Annotated in this window: 11 protein-coding genes; 1 reads left to right on the top strand and 10 read right to left on the bottom strand. The window is 60.8% G+C overall.

Features of this window, described 5'->3' with window-relative positions; translation table 11 throughout:
• Positions 1 to 87 precede the first annotated feature (87 nt).
• Genes MGMSRV2_RS22205 through MGMSRV2_RS12895 form a run of 5 tightly spaced genes read right to left on the bottom strand, consistent with a single transcriptional unit; the run spans position 88 to position 9253 of the window.
• Positions 88 to 5709 carry a DUF4347 domain-containing protein gene (locus MGMSRV2_RS22205; protein ID WP_052588974.1) on the bottom strand — a complete coding sequence of 1874 codons (5622 nt, stop codon included), beginning with the start codon at positions 5707 to 5709 and terminating at the stop codon, positions 88 to 90.
• 22 nt (positions 5710 to 5731) lie between these two features.
• A complete protein-coding gene (locus tag MGMSRV2_RS12910; RefSeq protein ID WP_024080803.1) occupies positions 5732 to 6493 on the bottom strand; it encodes an efflux RND transporter periplasmic adaptor subunit in 762 nt (253 codons plus the stop codon).
• Positions 6490 to 8238: a TolC family protein gene (locus MGMSRV2_RS12905; protein ID WP_024080802.1), complete on the bottom strand. Its 1749-nt coding sequence runs from the start codon at positions 8236 to 8238 to the stop codon at positions 6490 to 6492. Before MGMSRV2_RS12905 ends, MGMSRV2_RS12910 begins: the two co-directional genes overlap by 4 nt.
• Positions 8239 to 8255: 17 nt before the next feature.
• A complete protein-coding gene (locus tag MGMSRV2_RS12900; RefSeq protein ID WP_024080801.1) occupies positions 8256 to 8525 on the bottom strand; it encodes a hypothetical protein in 270 nt (89 codons plus the stop codon).
• Positions 8522 to 9253: a helix-turn-helix transcriptional regulator gene (locus MGMSRV2_RS12895; protein WP_024080800.1), complete on the bottom strand. Its 732-nt coding sequence runs from the start codon at positions 9251 to 9253 to the stop codon at positions 8522 to 8524. The genes MGMSRV2_RS12900 and MGMSRV2_RS12895 overlap by 4 nt, the downstream gene beginning before the upstream one ends.
• Before the next feature lie 333 nt (positions 9254 to 9586).
• Here MGMSRV2_RS12895 and MGMSRV2_RS12890 point away from each other — a divergent pair, with 333 nt between their 5' ends.
• Positions 9587 to 10654 carry a helix-turn-helix domain-containing protein gene (locus MGMSRV2_RS12890; protein ID WP_084028088.1) on the top strand — a complete coding sequence of 356 codons (1068 nt, stop codon included), beginning with the start codon at positions 9587 to 9589 and terminating at the stop codon, positions 10652 to 10654.
• Positions 10655 to 10974: 320 nt separating this feature from the next.
• On the opposite strand, the gene MGMSRV2_RS12885 is transcribed toward MGMSRV2_RS12890, so the two are convergent.
• The 5 genes from MGMSRV2_RS12885 to MGMSRV2_RS12865 all read right to left on the bottom strand — a co-directional run bounded on the left by MGMSRV2_RS12885 (position 10975) and on the right by MGMSRV2_RS12865 (position 16398).
• On the bottom strand, positions 10975 to 11574 hold the full coding sequence (locus tag MGMSRV2_RS12885) for a hypothetical protein (RefSeq protein WP_024080798.1): 600 nt from the start codon (positions 11572 to 11574) through the stop codon (positions 10975 to 10977).
• A 2-nt stretch (positions 11575 to 11576) separates the two neighbouring features.
• Entirely contained in the window at positions 11577 to 12410 is an 834-nt protein-coding gene (locus MGMSRV2_RS21955; protein ID WP_024080797.1) for a Protein P5 (modular protein), read from the bottom strand.
• Between the two features lie 27 nt (positions 12411 to 12437).
• Entirely contained in the window at positions 12438 to 15254 is a 2817-nt protein-coding gene (locus MGMSRV2_RS12875; RefSeq protein ID WP_158497766.1) for a bifunctional diguanylate cyclase/phosphodiesterase, read from the bottom strand.
• A gap of 218 nt (positions 15255 to 15472) precedes the next feature.
• A complete protein-coding gene (locus MGMSRV2_RS12870; RefSeq protein ID WP_024080793.1) occupies positions 15473 to 16105 on the bottom strand; it encodes a DUF6441 family protein in 633 nt (210 codons plus the stop codon).
• On the bottom strand, positions 16102 to 16398 hold the full coding sequence (locus MGMSRV2_RS12865; RefSeq protein WP_024080792.1) for a head-tail joining protein: 297 nt from the start codon (positions 16396 to 16398) through the stop codon (positions 16102 to 16104). The genes MGMSRV2_RS12870 and MGMSRV2_RS12865 overlap by 4 nt, the downstream gene beginning before the upstream one ends.

Below are 16398 nucleotides of genomic sequence, written 5' to 3'. Positions count from 1 at the left end.
AACTGACGGCATCGACCTTGGCGCCGACACGGGCCGTAGACGGGCCATGCGAGCCATGGTGGCGGTCATGGTGATTATCCCCTGGTCTTAGGAAAAGCGGATGGCGGCGTTACGCGCGGCCATTTTCAGCTGCTGCGTAAAAGCGACCTTGCCCACCGCTTTGTCACGCTGGTGCTGGCCAAGCTTGACGGGGTTTCCGGTTTCGATAACGCCTGTCTTCTCTGGCTGGCCGTTGATGCGCACGGTGATGGTGGCCTCCTGGCCTTTGTCGTCACGGGCGATGATCTTCACCACCATGGTGCCCTTGAAATCACCGGGCGGCTGGCCGGCCAGGGTTCCCGAGCGGGAATCGAAGTTCAGCCATTGCGGTAGGGGCTGGCCGTTGATGCGGATGGCGTTCAGGGTCACCACCGCGTCGGAACGGGTATGGGCGAAGGCATCCAGTGGAAGAGTGATCCGAACCGGGCCATCGGTGATGGTCGGCGTCTGCATCTCGGGGCGCAACGCCACCAGCCCCTCCACCGCCGGGCCTCCTTGGGTGGCCGTGACGACCGGCACGCGGAAGGAGCCATCCGCCGTTGATGGTGTGAATTGCGCGGTCATCACCACCGGGACGACCGGAGGCGCGACGACCACCGGGGCGATGGGGACTGCGGCCTTGGGCACATCGCCCGCGGGGGCCTTCGGAGCGTCGCTGGCCGGTCCGGCCGCCGGTCCCTTGGGGGCGTCGGCGACTGGCGGTGCGGCGACAGGCGTAATCGGCGGCAAGGGTACGAATACCTGCGGAGCTCGCGGCACGGGCGCTTCGACCGGAGGCGGAGGTGGAGCCGGAGGAAGCGTTTGAGCTGTAGGCGCGGCGGCGGGCGCTGGCGGCGGCGGGGCAGGCGGCGGAGGCGTCGGCTTGGATTCGGTCACCGCAATTGTGGCCGTGGCGCTCTTGGCTCCGCCGATCAAGGCACCTCCGCCATCGCTGTCCACCGAAACAGTGATGGTCTCCGTCCCAAAACTGCTGGGCGTGTATTTGAGCGTGGCAAGCGCCGAATTGATTTGTGTTCGGGTCCCTTGGAAAGTGACGCTATTGCTGTCGTTGGCTCCAGCCGTGGGAGTGATGCCATTCATAAGCACCTTGCCCCCCGTGGCGCTGGCGGAAACGGTGACCGTGTAGGTTCCTCCGCTTGTATCCGCGACGGATACGCCCGAGATGGTCTTCTGCGTCACCACCGTTTCAATGACACTGACACCACCGGGGACGTTGATGACCGGCGTGTCGTTGGCGGCCACCGTCGCCGTCGTCGTAATGTTGACGGTGGTGGTGTCAGTGGCGGCGTCACCGCTGCTATCCTTGATTGACGTCAGTTTGATCTGGCGGGCGCCGGTCGTGGCATTGGCGTTGGTGTTCTCGTATTGCAGGGCGTTGATCAGGGTGTTGGCCGCCGATGCGGTGAAATTCCCGATCTTGGTGATGGTAAGCGTCGCCGTGCCGCTGCTGTAGGATACGTCCACCGAATAATTGGCGGTTGCGGTTGTGCCGTTGGTGCCCAGCACAATATTGGTGCCATCAACCTTGAGGATTTCCGAGTTCCCGTCGGCGATGCCCGAAACGGTCAGAGTCAGAGCGGCAACCGCTTGGCTGCCCTCGATCGGGTCGGCGGTGGTACCGCTGAACAGATTGGCTGTGAAGGTCGATGCCTGGCTTACAGTCGGATTCGTCGTTGATGCAGTGAGAGAAGGCGAATCATTGACCGGCGTGATGGTCAGCGTGGTTGTGGCAGCACTTCCGTTGGCATATTGGTCGTGAACCTGCCAGCTGATGGTGCGGGTGGCGCTGCCTGCCGTCGGATCGTGGTTGGCAAGGTTGGCGAAGGTGACGCTCTTCAGGACTTGCTGATAGTTCGCCAGGGTGTCGTTGCCCGACAGCGTCAGGGTGCCTGCGGAATAGCTGGAGGTGATGCTGGTGCCGGTGGTGGTGCAGGCCAGGGTGTCGCCCGAGGCCAGACCGGCGGAAATGGTCACCGTCGCGCCGGTCATGGCGGTGGTGTCACCGTCGGCTAGGCTGAGACCGCCGTCCAGGGCTACGGCGGCGGCTCGCTCGGTATAGGCGGCCGTACCGCCCACCGTCACCGCCGGCCCTGCGGCCCCTGTAATGGTGAACGCCTTGGAATAGGTGTTGCCGCCCAGATCCTGCGCCTGGACGGTGACATTGTAGACGGTGCTGGCCACCAGGGTCTGGCCGCCCGCGACCTTGAGAACCCCGCTCACCACCTGGAACTTGGCGGCGTCGGCACCTGAGAGGGTATAGGTGAAGGACTCGCCAGGGCTGGCATCGGTGGCACTCAGGGTTCCCACGGTCGTTCCCGCCGTCAGACCGGAATAAGCGTGGGTTGTGGTATCCGACCCGGCAACCGCGATATCGGTGGGGGCATGGGTGTCGATGGTCTTGCTGGCGATGGCGGTGGTATAGGCGGTGCTGGAATTGCCCACTGCATCCGTTAGCACGATATTCACCGCCACATTGCCATTGATCACCTCGGTGGTTCCGCCAACCACGGTGAAGCTGGCCGTGCCCGATCCCGAGCCGGTGGTGTAGCTCCAGCTTCCCAGGCTGGCCCCATCCAACGTGCTGGCCGCCAAGGTGTAGGAGCCATGGGCGTCATAGGCCGAGTTTACCGTCGCGGTGACCGCGTCGCCCAGCTTGTAGGCGGCGGCGTTCAGGGTGACGTTCGAGATCACCGGTGCGACGGTGTCGATCACCAGTGACAGCGACGAAGACGCCGCAGAGGTCAGCCCGCTGGTGGTCTGGGTGGCGGTGACAGCATAGGTGTTGTCGGCCAGGGCGGAAGGCGCGGTGAAGGTCCAATTGCCCGAACCATCGGCAGTGACCGTGCTCCCCCAGGCCACGCCATCCTTGTACAAGGTGATGGTGGCCCCGGCGGTAGCGCCGGTGCCGTTGATGACCGGGCTGGTGAAGTTGGACTTGCCGTCGCCGGTGGTGCCGCTGTCGGTGCTGCTGTCCAAGGTCGGCACGGCGGGGGCCGCAGGGCCGCCCGTGATGGTAAACGCCTTGGTAAAAGTGTTTCCACCCAAATCCTGTGCTTGGATGGTGACGTTGTAAACAGTGTTGGTTACCAAGGTCTGGCCAACGGCCACCTTGAGCACGCCGCCCACCACCTGGAACTTGGCAGCGTCGGCGCCGGAGAGGCTATAGGTGAAGGTCTCTCCCGGGCTGGCGTCGGTGGCACTCAGGGTTCCCACGGTCGTTCCCGCCGTCAGACCGGAATAAGCGTGGGTTGTGGTATCTGACCCAGCAACCGCGATATCGGTGGGGGCATGGGTGTCGATGGTCTTGCTGGCGATGGCGGTGGTATAGGCGGTGCTGGAATTGCCCACTGCATCCGTCAGCACGATATTCACCGCCACATTCCCGTTGATCACCTCGGTGGTTCCGCCAACCACGGTGAAGCTGGCCGTGCCCGATCCCGAGCCGGTGGTGTAGCTCCAGCTTCCCAGGCTGGCCCCATCCAACGTGCTGGCCGCCAAGGTGTAGGCGCCATGGGCGTCATAGGCCGAGTTCAACGTAACCGTAACAGTATCGCCCAGCTTGTAGGCGCTGGCATTCAACGCTACCGAAGAGATTACAGGCGCGGTGGCGTCGATCACCAGCGACAGCGCCGACGAAGCCGAGGAGGTTAGCCCGCCGGTGGTCTGGGTGGCGGTGACAGCATAGGTGTTGTCGGCCAGGGCGGATGGCGCGGTAAAGGTCCAATTGCCCGAACCGTCGGCAGTGACCGTGCTCCCCCAGGCCACGCCATCCTTGTACAGGGTGATGGTGGCCGCGGCGGTGACGCCGGTACCCTTGATGACCGGAGTGGTAAAGTTAGTCTTGCCGTCGCCGGTGGTGCCGCTGTCGGTGCTGCTGTCCAAGGTTGGCGCGGTGGGTGCCGCAGGGCCGGGAGGCGCCATCCACATCACCGTTGCCTTACCACTATTGGCCCCGTCGTAGTAGGCGACATAAGGCTTCCCGGCATTCGAGGTGCCGCTGGGGGCGATGGCAAGAGAAACTGCTAAGGCTTGGCCTGCCGATATTCCCTCCGTGCCGACCGTCGTCCAAGTCGAAGAGCCACTGTCGTACTGCTTCACCGTCACCTTGCTGCTAACATCGCTATCGCAATAGGCGACGTAAAGTGTGTCATCACTTGCGATGGCAAGGGATTGGCCACCGTTGCCGACGCTACCAGACGAAAAGCCCCGAGCGCCAACCAGCACCCAGGCGGTGCCGTCATACTTCATCACCGTCTCTTTATTGGCTGAACCCATACCGTCCTGAAAGCCGACATAAGGTGTGTTGTCGGAGGAGAAGCGAAGTGTCATATAATAGGCTTGATATCCTGAAAATCCTGCCGTTCCTACGAGACTCCAGGAACCGCTGGCATACTTCATGACCGACAGCTTTTGGTTGTTTCCAAAATCGGTAAACGCGATGTAAGGTGTGCCATCGGAAGTGATGGCGAGGGATTGGAAAGAGGCCTCACCGGGCGAAAAACCTGCCGTTCCGACGGTGCTCCACCCATCGGCCACCGTATACTTCTTCACCGTCAGCTTGTTGACAGGAGTGGTAGCAGCGTCTCGATAGGAAACATAAAGTGTACCGTCGGTGGCTATCGCGAGGGATTCCCTCTGAGCATTACCCGCCGAGATTCCGACCGTTCCGACGGTGCTCCACCCATCGGCCACCGTATACTTCATCACCGTCAGCTTGTTGGCATTCGCAGCGTCCTGAAATGCCACATACGGCGTGCCGTCGGACGCGATCGCGAGGGACTGGTAGTAGGCCGCGCCGCTCGAAATTCCGGCCGCGCCGACTGCCGTCCAGGCACCGCTGGAATACTTCATGACCGTCAGCTTTTGGCTGTTTCCATAATCTGTATAAGCGACGTAAGGCGTGCCATCGGATGCGATGGCGAGAGACTCGTAGTTGGTGCCGCCCGCCGAGAACCCTGTGCTGCCGAGGGCGGTCCACCCCAGATCTCCGCCCCAGCTTTCGCCATCGACCATCGAAGCTGTAATATCATGGGAACTGTATTCTAGAATCCAGTTGCCGCCGGTGGCGGCCGATCCGGTGGTGTCGGCAGAGGCCGCCACGTCGGCCCCAGTGGCGACGGCCAGATTCTCGATGAACTGCTGGCCGTCCGCCCCCTTGGCCACGTTGCAGCCATAGAGCAACAGATCGCCCCCGACGTTCAGAGAATGGCCGATCTCGGCCAGTTCCGCCTGTGTGACGGCGTCGGACAAGCTGGCACTACGCAGGGTGTCGGTGCCGATCTGCAGCGTCGCCTCGGCACCGTGGGACAGGATGGAGATGCTGTCATAGCCCGTATGGGTTTCGGCCCATTTGGCAATCTGGGCCAGGCCGCTTTTGGCCCCGTCGATCTCCTCGATCTCAATACCGGCCTTCACCGCTGCTTCCAGCGCCTGGTATCCGGCTACGGAGGTATCGACGAACACCACCTCCTTTTTGCCGCCATCTTTGGAGGGATCGGCGGCGCGCACCTGCACTGGGGCGGGCGCATCAGGGATCAGCGCCTTGGCTGCCGCGTCGGGCGCGGCATGGGCAGCGTCGAAGGCAGCTGCGCCATCGAACATCCAGCGCGGCTCCAGGGCCATCAGGCCCAGGGAGGAGTTGCGGCGCTTGCGGTTGATGTTACCCATCATAGCTCTCCAACGTTATCGGCGCTCATGGTGCCGTCATCTGGGCGCGTCCGGTCATCCCGGCCATCAGTTCGGGGAAATCACCCCTGATCTCAGCGGTGACTTTGACCGAGTGACTGACCGCATCGACCTTGGCGCCGATGCGGGCGATCTTGGCCGGATAGGTCTTCCTGGTCTCGTCAACCGCGATCTGAAGGGCGGTGCCGGGCTTCAGCGTCGTCACCGCCGCCGAGGGCACGATGAATTCGGCGTTCAGGATGGAATCGTCCAATACGTCCAGAATGGCTTGGCCCACCTGGACGTATTGGAAGGCGCGAGCCTTTTGCTCCACCACTCTGCCTGTGAATGGCGCATGGATGGCGCATTTGGAGGCCACGGCACGGGCCGAGTTGAGCTTGGCCTGAGCCACAGCTGCGTCCCAGCCCGACTTCTCAGCCTCCAACGTGCCGGTTGAATTCAGTTCCAGCAGCCGCTTATGCACCGCCTTGGACTTCTCGGCTGCCGCCAGCACCGCGCTGGCCTCGTCCACCAAGGCACGCTGGATGACGCAATCAAAGGCGACCAGTTGCTGGCCCTCCTTGAAGCGCTCGCCCTCCTTGACGGTGATGCGGTCGATCTTGGCGGGTAATTCTGCCGATAGGCTGGTGTAGTTGACCGCCACCAACTGCACCGGAATCACCGCCTCCTGCGCCTGCGCCCCGAAGGACAGCAGGCACAGAGCTGGGACCGCCCATCTCCTGCGGGCGACAAACCCGCACTGTCCCGAGATTGGACGAATACGTGTCATTCCCCGATCCGATCCGCGATACGGCTGATCTTGCCACCCAACCAAGCCAGTCCGTCACCCAGAGGGTCCTTACGCTCGGGCTCGGGTGCGGCCACCGGCTCGACCAGAGCCGCCTCGGCCGGCTTGGCGAGGCCGTTGGAGATGAACGTGCCTAGCCAGGTCATTGTGCTCTGATGCTCCGGCTTGGGAGCTGGGCTATCGGGGGGCACCGACTCGATGACAGCAGGAGTAACTTGCGGCACCGGTTCGGCCTTCACCACTGGCGGCATGGCCAGCACGATGGCGCCGGACAAGCCGTCCAGAGAATGGGAGGCTACCCGGTCAGGCACCGGATCGGCGCCGATGGTCGATTGCAGCTTGCCATAGGCCGACTGCATCTGGGCATAGGTCTGGAAGCGGCGAAGCTCGGCGGCGATGGCCGAGGTCTCGGAGCTGATACGCTCGATATCGTTGGCCGTGCCGCCACGCTGCTGGTTGCCGGACGCATCGGCTAGGCGCTTCTCAATCCCCCACAGCTTGTCGGCGCGCTCGAACTGCTTGGCCGCGCTGGCAAACTGATGCGAGATCACATGCACCTGGGCCAGCACCGCCATTCTGAGCGCGATGCGCTTGGCATCGGCTACCTTTTCGGCGCTGTCGGTATGCGCAAGGCGGTCGGGCGCCGATAGCAGGTTGATCAAATTCCAGGTAACCTTGGTGCCCACGTCGTTCCAGCGGTTATCCATCAGGAACGAGTTGGAATCGTACTGGCGCGAGAAGCTGAGAGTCACGCCCGGCAGCAGCTTCAGGATTTCCTTATGGGTGTCGTCGATGGCGATGCGGCTCTGGTAGTCCTGCTCGCGTAGATCTGGGTTGTTGATCAGCGCCGCTTCTTCCATCTGCTCGATGGGCATGGACCAAGCGGGGATGGTCATGCCGCCAGTATCGGGTACGTCCAGCTTGAAGTCGCTGCCCGGCGCCACATTGATCAGGGCGGCCAGCTCGGCCTTGGCGGTGGTTAGCTCCTGGTCGATGGCTTCAAGCTGACGGATGCTTTCCAGCAGGGTCTTCTGGATGCGCAAGGATTCGGTGGGGTTCTTCAACCTCTCCGCCTCAACACGCTCGGAATCCTTCAGCGCCGTCTCGGCCGAGGCGATGGTCTCGGTCACCTTGGCTTTCAGGGTTTGCGCGGCGGCAGCTCGCCAGAAGGTGAAGCGAACCTCCTGGACCAGATTATTGACGGTCTTGCGCCGCTTCTCTTGAGCAATCAAAGCCCGGTCGGCGTTCTGATGGGCGGTAAAGTAGCTGACGCCGAAATCCAGGATGTTCCAGGTCAGCCCCAGATCATTGGTGATGGAAAACCGATCCGCCGAATAGCTGGGGTTCGAGGTGCTGGTTGTCTGGGTGTAGAGATCGCGTGAGCGTGTGGCGTTGGGTGCCGAGCGCTCGGTATAGCCCGCATTGGCTGTCAGCTTGGGCAGCAGGTCGAAGCGGTCAAGGCTTGTCTGCCCCAGAGCCAGCGCCTCATCCATCATTTTGGCCCGCTTATCCAGGTTGTATTTCAGCACCCGGGCCACCGCGTCGGCGAGCGTCAGTGGCTTGGTCATCACCTCCTGGCCCTCGAACATTGCAGTGCGGTCCGCCTTGGCTTTGGCCGAGAACTCGTCTTGGGTGAACGGCGTCGGGGTCACCGCGCAGGCAGACAGCAGGGCAGCGGTGGAGACGGCGGCCAGTAGGCGGGCCATGCGAGACATGGTGGAGGTCATATGAATATCCCCTGGTCTTAGGAAAAGCGGATGGCGGCGTTACGCGCCGCCAGCTTGGGTTGTTTGGAGAAGGCGAGTTTTCCCACCGGCTTGTCGCGGTGAAGCAGGCCAGTCTTCGGGGGAGTTGGCACCGGCTTTCCCGCTTCTTGCCCCCCTCCCGGACGGCCCCGCAGCCCACTTGGATGCGAAACCACGTGGCCGCCATTGTCCCGCGCGGTCTTCCAACGCGACTCCAGGGCCATCAAACCCAGATTCATCCTTGGGTGCTTGCGAATGGTATTGCTCATGGCGATGACTCCGCGCTCCCGGCGCGCAGGCGGGTAGGAGGGGCGCCGAAGCGTTTGGTGAAAGCGGCAGTGAAGGTGGACAGATGGGCGTAGCCCAGCGAAGCGGCGATCTCAGCCATGGAAGTGGAGCCTTCCATCACCAGATCGCGGCCACGGGTCAGGCGCCAGTCGGCCAGCCACTCCGGCACCCTCATGCCGAAGGCTTCCTTGAATTCGTTGCTCAACCGACGTTGCGACACGCCGAGCAGGCGCGACAGTTCCGTCATGGAAGGGGGGGAGACCGGGTCGACCAGCAATAGATCACGAACTGTAACGGCATTGGAGCGCTCCCCCACGGCCTCGGGCTGGGACAGGCTTTCCACCAGCAGCTCAACCACTTTTCCTTGGAGGAACAGCTTGAGGCAGGTGTCCTTATAGCTCGAGTGTCGGATGTCCTGGGCGATACGGCGAACCAGGGTGGAATTGTTGATGCGAAGGTGAACCCCATCACTCGCCGACGCCCCCCCCGACAGCAGGCTGTCGGCCATGGGAGCATTGCCGAGCAATGTCCTGAGGCGCGCGGCGGAAAGGCGGATCGCAACGGCGATATCACCGATATCGACCGCATTCTCTGTATCGTCGGGCTGAATGTGGATCACCGCCTGGGGCGAACCCGTCAGGACATCAGACTTCGCCAGCAGGATATCTAGGCCACGCCCGACATTCAGGTGCTGAAAGCTAACGTCCATTCCCCCTCCGCGCCGACATCGTGCGGCACGGGGAGTTCACCATTACTGACACGGCGCGGTAAACAGCCTTGCTTTAGGCGCTGCGACATCTGATTTAGGATGGACTGCACAGCATGACGTAAGTCATGACTGTCGCTTGTCGATGGACTGCTCGTCGGCGCCGTTGTCCATTACCTTCGGCCACGCCGGATACGGGGCGGCTTTCATTATCTGACGGATGCACTATAATCACAGAAGGCTAAATTTAATATGATTGCTTCGCGGAATAAAGATTGGTTCTAATCTAGTTGCACTTGATGCGATGTCCGATCACTTTCTATAAAGGTGCATGAAATGAATGCCGCTCGGGGCTCGCTAAAAGCGGGCGCGACTGATGGCGCAACATCATCACTGCCGTATGCGCCCGCAGCAGAGCCCTTTATCCCCTTTGCCTCCACATGGTCGTTGCCCAGCGGCTTTGGCTCGGCTGACATCGCCACGTCACAGAATCTCCCCAGGGAATTTGGAAGGCATCAGGTCTCTTTCCAGCCTGTGGATGAAGAATATGGGATTTTTCACGCAGGCCTTCATCTCAACCGGCAGGTCAAGATCACGGGAACGGTTATTTCACCGCGTCCTTTTCTGATTCTGCGGATGCCGATGGCCGGGCGGGCGCAGGTCGGACTCGATGGTGGAGACGTATTGAGCGAGACGCCCGAGGGGTATGGTCTCTTTCTGCACGGCAGAGTCGGCGATCAGTGCAGTATCGAGCAGAGCCCGAACGAATGCGCCGATTTGGTCGCGCCGGTGTTCACTGCGGACCGCTTGCGGACAATATTGGCGGGTATGCGGGTCCCTACGGTCATCGAGAAGTTCATTGATGGCTGTGGCGAGAATTACGTGGCAGCTCCGAAAATGTCGGCGGCGATGCGTCAACTCATCGGCCAGATCCGCACCTCACCCTACGTCGGCGATTTGTCACGGCTCCACCAGCATGGACAACTGTTCAACCTGTTGGCAGTGGTGCTGAGCGACCTGGAAGGCGGGCGCATTCATGATCGGCAGCCGTCCGACAAGGCTAATGCCAAGATGCGGGCGGTCTGCGACCTGCTCCACTCGGACCTCGGGCGATTGCCGCCCTTGGAGACCCTGGCCAGCGCCGTCGGCCTATCCCAAAGGCAGCTAGCCCGCGCCTTCCGCGCCTCCACGGGGCTCACGGTGATGGAATGGGTGGTGCAGCGGCGCCTGGAGGTGGCATCGCGCCTGTTGGCGGAAGGGGAACTCCCCATCAAGGCGATCTCCCATCGCGCCGGTTACGCCCATGTCTCCTCGTTCACCGCCTCCTTCGTCAGGCAATTCGGCGTTCCGCCTTCGGAATACCGCAGAACTCTGGCTTTACACCATTTTATCTCTGGTGCGTGAAGAGCGCGACCGACTATTCGAGACGCTTCCGTCACCCCCCCGAATTGGCGTTCGAGATGCGAAGCATCATCGACGCGGTCGACGGCGACGCACGAATGCTGGATCGATAAAGCAAGTTGATCAGGGGACCCGGACCCTTGAATCGCGGGGACCGATGGAGACGCCGTACGAGGTGCGGATCAAGATCGGCGGTGGGGACGGCAGCGACCCTGACCTGAGCCCACCACTGGCCTGCCTTATCGCAGGCCACAAACGCAAAACGCGGCCGACCAGGAAGAGGACTCCCCCGGTCGGCCGCGTCAGTTGGATGGGAGTGTGGGCTACTTGCCGATAGGTGGGGCCTGCGCCAACAAGGTGCGGGTCTGCTCGGCATCCGCCGATCCGCCGAATTCAAAGTCGAAGGCGGTGGCGAACTTGCCCGCCAGCAGCGTCACCACCGAGATGATGCAGCCACCGACGGCGGTGTTGCCGTCCACATGGCCGAACACCATGAAGCCGATGCCGCCAACGATGCCGAGTCCGGCGGTGACCAGCAGGACGTTGGCGCGGGTGTTGCTGCGTCCGGCCTTGATGAATTCGCTGTCCCTGGCGCGGGCGTTCTGGCGGTCGGCCAGGGTGGCGGTCAGCGTGGTGATGGCCCCGGTCATCTGCTGCATGCGTTCGGCATGGGCGAACCCTTGCGCCTGGGAGCGAAGCTGGAACACCAGATTGGGATCGGCCAGCACTTCGCGAGCCTTGTCGGGATCGTCGGTGCCGGTGATGGCGCGGACGCTGTCTGCCAGCTTGCCGACCGCCTTCTCGGCATCGTCGCCGAACAGGCTGGCGATGTCGGGGGCGACGTCCAGCGCCACCTTGGCGAGACCGGCAACAGGATTGGCGGCGATGGCGGCGGCATCGCCGAGGAGATCGAGCAGGTTCATGGTCAGGCGCTCCCCAGCCCCATGCCAATTCCGGCCAGGATCACCTCACGGGCATAGGGCTGCTGGCCGTTTTCATGGCGGATGATGGCTTCGACCAGTCCGGCCATGGTGTCGGCCTTGGTCAGGTCAATGGCCTGATCGGACGTCACGCCCAGGCGAGAAGCGACATGGGCGATATAGGAGCCGGTGTCGTTCTCGCAGCCCGGCGCCCAACGATTGATGATTCCGGCGACGGTGTTCAGGCCATAGCGGCGTTGATAGCCGAGCAGAATGCGGGTCAGCGCCCGAATGCCCGCTTCAGGGCTGACGAACTCCTCGAACACTGGATCGTCATCGGTGGCGCGCTCGCCCTGCCATTGGGTCTTGTCGCCGGGGGATTCCTTGATGTTGCCGGGATTGTTGAGGCGAATGCCACGCGGCACGACAGCGTCCTTGGTCATGGGGACCGGCACCGTGGCGCCGCGCAGGGCGGCAGCCCCGTCGATGGCGAGGCCGGAGGTCTTGGGAGCCCCCCAGTCCAGCCATTCGGCCAGACCACCGAGGGAACGGTCGGCGGTCAGGGCGCCTCCCACCGCCATCAACAAGGTATCCAGCGCAGCACTGTCGTCGTCCTGGCCGCGCTGGAGGATGATCTCGATCTCGGCCTGGTGTTCCCAGAGGTAGGTGACGGGCGACAACACCACCTCCGGGTCTCCGGGATCGCCGTCACGCAAGATGATCAGACCACCGACAGGCACCGCCTCGGGCAACGGTGCTTCCCGCTTGGCCGTGGCGCCGGGCACGGCCTCCAGCCGCACCAGCAGGGCGGCAAGGATCTGTTCGCGGATGGAGGGCATCACAAAATCCTGCCAAAAACTCTGGGCTTAAGCCTTCTGAACTAAGGCCATGAACTCATCGGCAGGCATTGGTTTCCCAAGTAGGTAGCCTTGAAGGGTCTCACAGCCCGCATCACGCAGAAATTCCTGCTGCTCGGTTGTTTCAACACCTTCAGCGATAACCTCAAGACCAAGAGCATGGGCCATGTGAATTATGGCTAGAACGAGAGCATCATCCTGCTCAACATCCCCAATCCCCATCACAAATGACCTGTCGATTTTCAAAGTTGTAAAAGGATACTGCCTAAGATAACTAAGCGCAGAATATCCTGTTCCAAAGTCATCAATCGATAGCTTTGATTCCGCCTCTCGTAAGGCAGTCATAAACGCAGTTATTGTTGGGTTGTTGCCAACAACGGTCCGCTCGGTTATCTCGACCTCAAGGCAATGAGGAGGAAGCTTCGCATCGGACAGGCATTTACTAACTGTTTCTAGGAAGCCTGGATCAGCACATTGCGCGGCCGCCACGTTGACAGCCATAAAGAAATTACTGCCGATATGCTTTCTAAATCGAGCTCCATCGGCGCAAGCGGTAGCGAGAATTTTTCGGCCCATGGGCACAATCAGCCCGTTACTTTCTGCGAGCGGAATGAACCTGTCAGGAGGGACTAAGCCTCTGGTTGGGTTAAACCACCGAACCAGGGCCTCTGCCCCAATAATTCTGCCCGACTGGGCGTTAACCAGAGGCTGGTAGAAAACCTTGAACTGATCATCGCTGTTCATTGCCTGACGTAGTTCGGCGTCGAGAGCATGACGGGCAACAGCCTCATCGTCCATGTCCCGCGTAAAAATCCGGTAGATATTGCCACCCTGCTCCTTGGCACGAACCGATGCAGCGTGAGAGTTCCGGATCAACTCCAGAGGATCTTCGCCATCGCGGGGATAAAATGCAATACCAATTCGGGCTGTAAGGTATGTGTCTTTTTCATCGACAAAAAACGCTTGAGAGCATGCGTCAAGAATCTGGCGAGCAAGGGCCTCGGCCTCAGCCATGACCATAAATCGGCTGCTGATAATAAGAAACTCATCCCCTCCAAGCCGGGCGAGCGCATCAGCTGGCTGCAGCAATTGGCGAAGACGCTGTGCAGTTTCTACGAGAACCCTGTCACCGCCATGGTGCCCGAGAGCATCATTGACACGGTTCAGCCCATCCAGATTAACGTAGATCAGGGCCACAAGCCGTCCATCGCGGCGAGCCTCGCTGATCAAGCCTGAAAGCCGCTCCATGGCGACAATGCGCTTAGGTAAGCCGGTGAGAGTGTCATGCGTTGAAAGCTGAACTATTTTTTCTTCTGCTGCTTTCCTGTCACTTAGATCGGAAAACTGAGCAACATAGTGGGTGATTTCTCCATCACGTCGAACCGCATTTATGGTCAGATATTCTGGAAATGTCCTACCATCCTTCCGTCGGTTCCAGATTTCACCTTCCCAGTGCCCTGTATCCCGCAAAAGCTGCCACATATCCGCATAGAATTCATCGTCTTGAACCCCGGATTTGAGCAATGAGGTTGTCTTCCCAAGGACTTCATGGCGCTGGTACCCTGTAATCCGGCAAAAGGCATCATTGACTGATGCGATTGTTCCATCTGCCACGGTGACGACAATGCCCTCGGCACTGGCTTCATAATAGGTTGCGGCGAGGCGAAGCTCCTGTTCCAAGGCCTCCCGCCGTCGAATATCGTCCTCAAGTGCCGTGTTGGCCGCCGCTAAATCAGCGTTCCGGTCAGCCAGGGTAGATACCAGCCTGTTCAGTGATACGGAAAGAATATGGGCTTCGCTCCTCCCATCTATTATAGGAATTTGAGCAACTGCCTCCCCCTTTTGAATTCGGTCAGCAATTTCAGCAATTCGCGTCAACGGACGTATTGTGCGCCCAAGCGCTAGCCATAGCCACGCCGCAGCGCCAACAGCAACCAGAAAGCCAACAATCATCACTTGATTGCGAAACAAAACCGCATCAGCAAATGCCTCGTCTACTGGTTGATGGATGAGGATAATCCAGCCTAGGCCAGGTGATCCCATGGTCCCTTTGGCACGGGCATATCCTGTCAAATAACTCTTACCGTCAGGCCAATTCTCTATCGTCCATCCGTGCATACCTTGCTTTGCTGAAGCCACACTGGGAACATTTGAGACATCAGGCCAGGATGCAACATCACCGGTGCCAAGAACGGTCTTTCCCTCATGGTTCAGGATATGTACGCCGGTCAGGTTCCGCTGCTGCAAAGGGGCTAGACTTTGCGCTTTGATTTCTCTGGACCAATCCCAGCTCAGATGCCCACAGAGAACTCCGAGAAAAACGCCATCAGCAGAAATTAAAGGGGCAGAAACGTCTAGAAGTCGCAGCGGAAGAGGGTCTTTTGGGTCTCGAGGGATTAGCTTTGCGAGTAAAAATGCGTCATGCACATCACCGAGAAATGGACCTTTCTTCCCTTCTTGGAACCAGCTTCTCTGAGCAACGCTCTTTCCCTCGAGCATCCCTCCGGTTCCGGCCAGAATATTTCCTTCCGTATCCGTGAATCCAATCCATGCATAGTTCGGGTAGCTATTCTTCAATGTTTCGAGTAGCTGCTTTTTCCGAGCCAGGGGGGCTTTTGGATCGACGATCTCTGCCATTCCAGCGAAAACTTGGATTTCACGCCAACGCTCGTACAGGCCGGTGTCCATGTGAGCCGCCAACTGGATAGCTGCTTCCGAGAGCAGCATTCCCTTGTCTGCCTGCATCTGCGACACAGATCGTGACCCGACAAAATAGCTAATTCCAATGACTGCAGGCAAAAGAAAGGCTGCGATCAGAATTGCCAAATGAGCTCGTATGGATCGACGGGGGTTGAGAGTAGCCGAGAGCATCGTGTCTCCACATGCGGAGAATAAGCCGTCTCCCCCAAAGGCAGCTTATCCGAAAGGATATATGATTTGGTTATAATTTCAGGATTCCTGTACGTCAAACGATAGGTATGCTGCGGTGCGGCGCAAGGGCGCCGCAATCAAACTCCAAGTGAACGTTCTGCCAGATGAACACGCTACCAATTACAAACGATCAGCTCCGGCAGCGCCGAAGCCCACCGCTCGGCGACGCCGTCCACGTCGAGGCGCTTCTTCAAGCTCACTTGCGGCACCAGGATGAACATCACCACACTGGTCATCCCGCGCCCGGTGCGGAGCGCCGAGGCGCTGCCCTTGGCGAAGCCGCCCCGCTTGCCGGTGCGGGCCCGCATGTTCTCGGCCACCAGCAGCGACGGCGCGCCGCGGCGGTAGATGAAGCGGAGCCGCCCCCCGTGCATCTGTTCCCACAGGCCCGGCGTTATGCGCTTGCCTCGGGCGCCGGTCCCGGCGGCGGGTGTGGGGATCGCCAACCAGAAGCCGTGCTTGGATTTGATCACGGCGCCCTGGTCAAAAGCCCGGATGATGGTGGGAGCCCTGGTGAAGACGAAGCCCGCCGGTTTGATGCTCTTTTTGCCCTTGGGATACAGTTCGGCCCGCCAGGTATTGGCGAGGCGTTGGCCCATGCCTGCTTCAGTGACCTGGCGGCGAAGATCGGCCTTTAATCCGTCGGCGGCTTGGCGCATGGCGGCGGTGACGGCGTCCTCGGCAGCCCTGACCTCCTCGGCCATGATCTTGCGCAGATCGCCGGAAATAGCCGCCGCCAGTTTCATGCCGGTCTCGTGTCGATATTCCAGATCAGCCGCTCACCATCCAGGCGGGGTTCGCCCTGGACGACGAAGCTGTCGCCGTCATGGTGGATGATGTCCCCCGCCTGGGGTGCCGGGATGTCCCGCCGCCGAATCTCGAACAAAGCCGAACTGGTGTGCACGGTGATGTCCGAGAACTCGACATCGCGGTCGGGCCGCCGCACCAGGGCACGCACGGGGCTACCCTGGTAGGTCACGGCAACGGCCATGTTCGGATCGGCGAACAGGTCGTCGATGGCGTCGGTGAAGGCGGTCAT

Origin of the sequence: Magnetospirillum gryphiswaldense MSR-1 v2 (genome assembly GCF_000513295.1) — a bacterium.
GTDB classification, from domain to species: Bacteria; Pseudomonadota; Alphaproteobacteria; order Rhodospirillales; family Magnetospirillaceae; genus Magnetospirillum; species Magnetospirillum gryphiswaldense.
The sequence above is the reverse complement of the archived record's forward strand: the minus strand, read 5'-3'. Positions and strand labels throughout refer to the sequence as shown.

What these genes read in the sequence shown, in the direction of transcription:
- MGMSRV2_RS12905 (WP_024080802.1), bottom strand. Translation starts at nt 8,238, where the DNA reads ATGACCTCCACCATGTCTCGCATGGCCCGCCTACTGGCCGCCGTCTCC.
- MGMSRV2_RS21955 (WP_024080797.1), bottom strand. Translation starts at nt 12,410, where the DNA reads ATGCCCTCCATCCGCGAACAGATCCTTGCCGCCCTGCTGGTGCGGCTG.
- MGMSRV2_RS12895 (WP_024080800.1), bottom strand. Translation starts at nt 9,253, where the DNA reads ATGGACGTTAGCTTTCAGCACCTGAATGTCGGGCGTGGCCTAGATATC.
- MGMSRV2_RS12870 (WP_024080793.1), bottom strand. Translation starts at nt 16,105, where the DNA reads ATGAAACTGGCGGCGGCTATTTCCGGCGATCTGCGCAAGATCATGGCC.
- MGMSRV2_RS12910 (WP_024080803.1), bottom strand. Translation starts at nt 6,493, where the DNA reads ATGACACGTATTCGTCCAATCTCGGGACAGTGCGGGTTTGTCGCCCGC.
- MGMSRV2_RS12865 (WP_024080792.1), bottom strand. Translation starts at nt 16,398, where the DNA reads ATGACCGCCTTCACCGACGCCATCGACGACCTGTTCGCCGATCCGAAC.
- MGMSRV2_RS22205 (WP_052588974.1), bottom strand. Translation starts at nt 5,709, where the DNA reads ATGATGGGTAACATCAACCGCAAGCGCCGCAACTCCTCCCTGGGCCTG.
- MGMSRV2_RS12885 (WP_024080798.1), bottom strand. Translation starts at nt 11,574, where the DNA reads ATGAACCTGCTCGATCTCCTCGGCGATGCCGCCGCCATCGCCGCCAAT.
- MGMSRV2_RS12890 (WP_084028088.1), top strand. Translation starts at nt 9,587, where the DNA reads ATGAATGCCGCTCGGGGCTCGCTAAAAGCGGGCGCGACTGATGGCGCA.
- MGMSRV2_RS12900 (WP_024080801.1), bottom strand. Translation starts at nt 8,525, where the DNA reads ATGAGCAATACCATTCGCAAGCACCCAAGGATGAATCTGGGTTTGATG.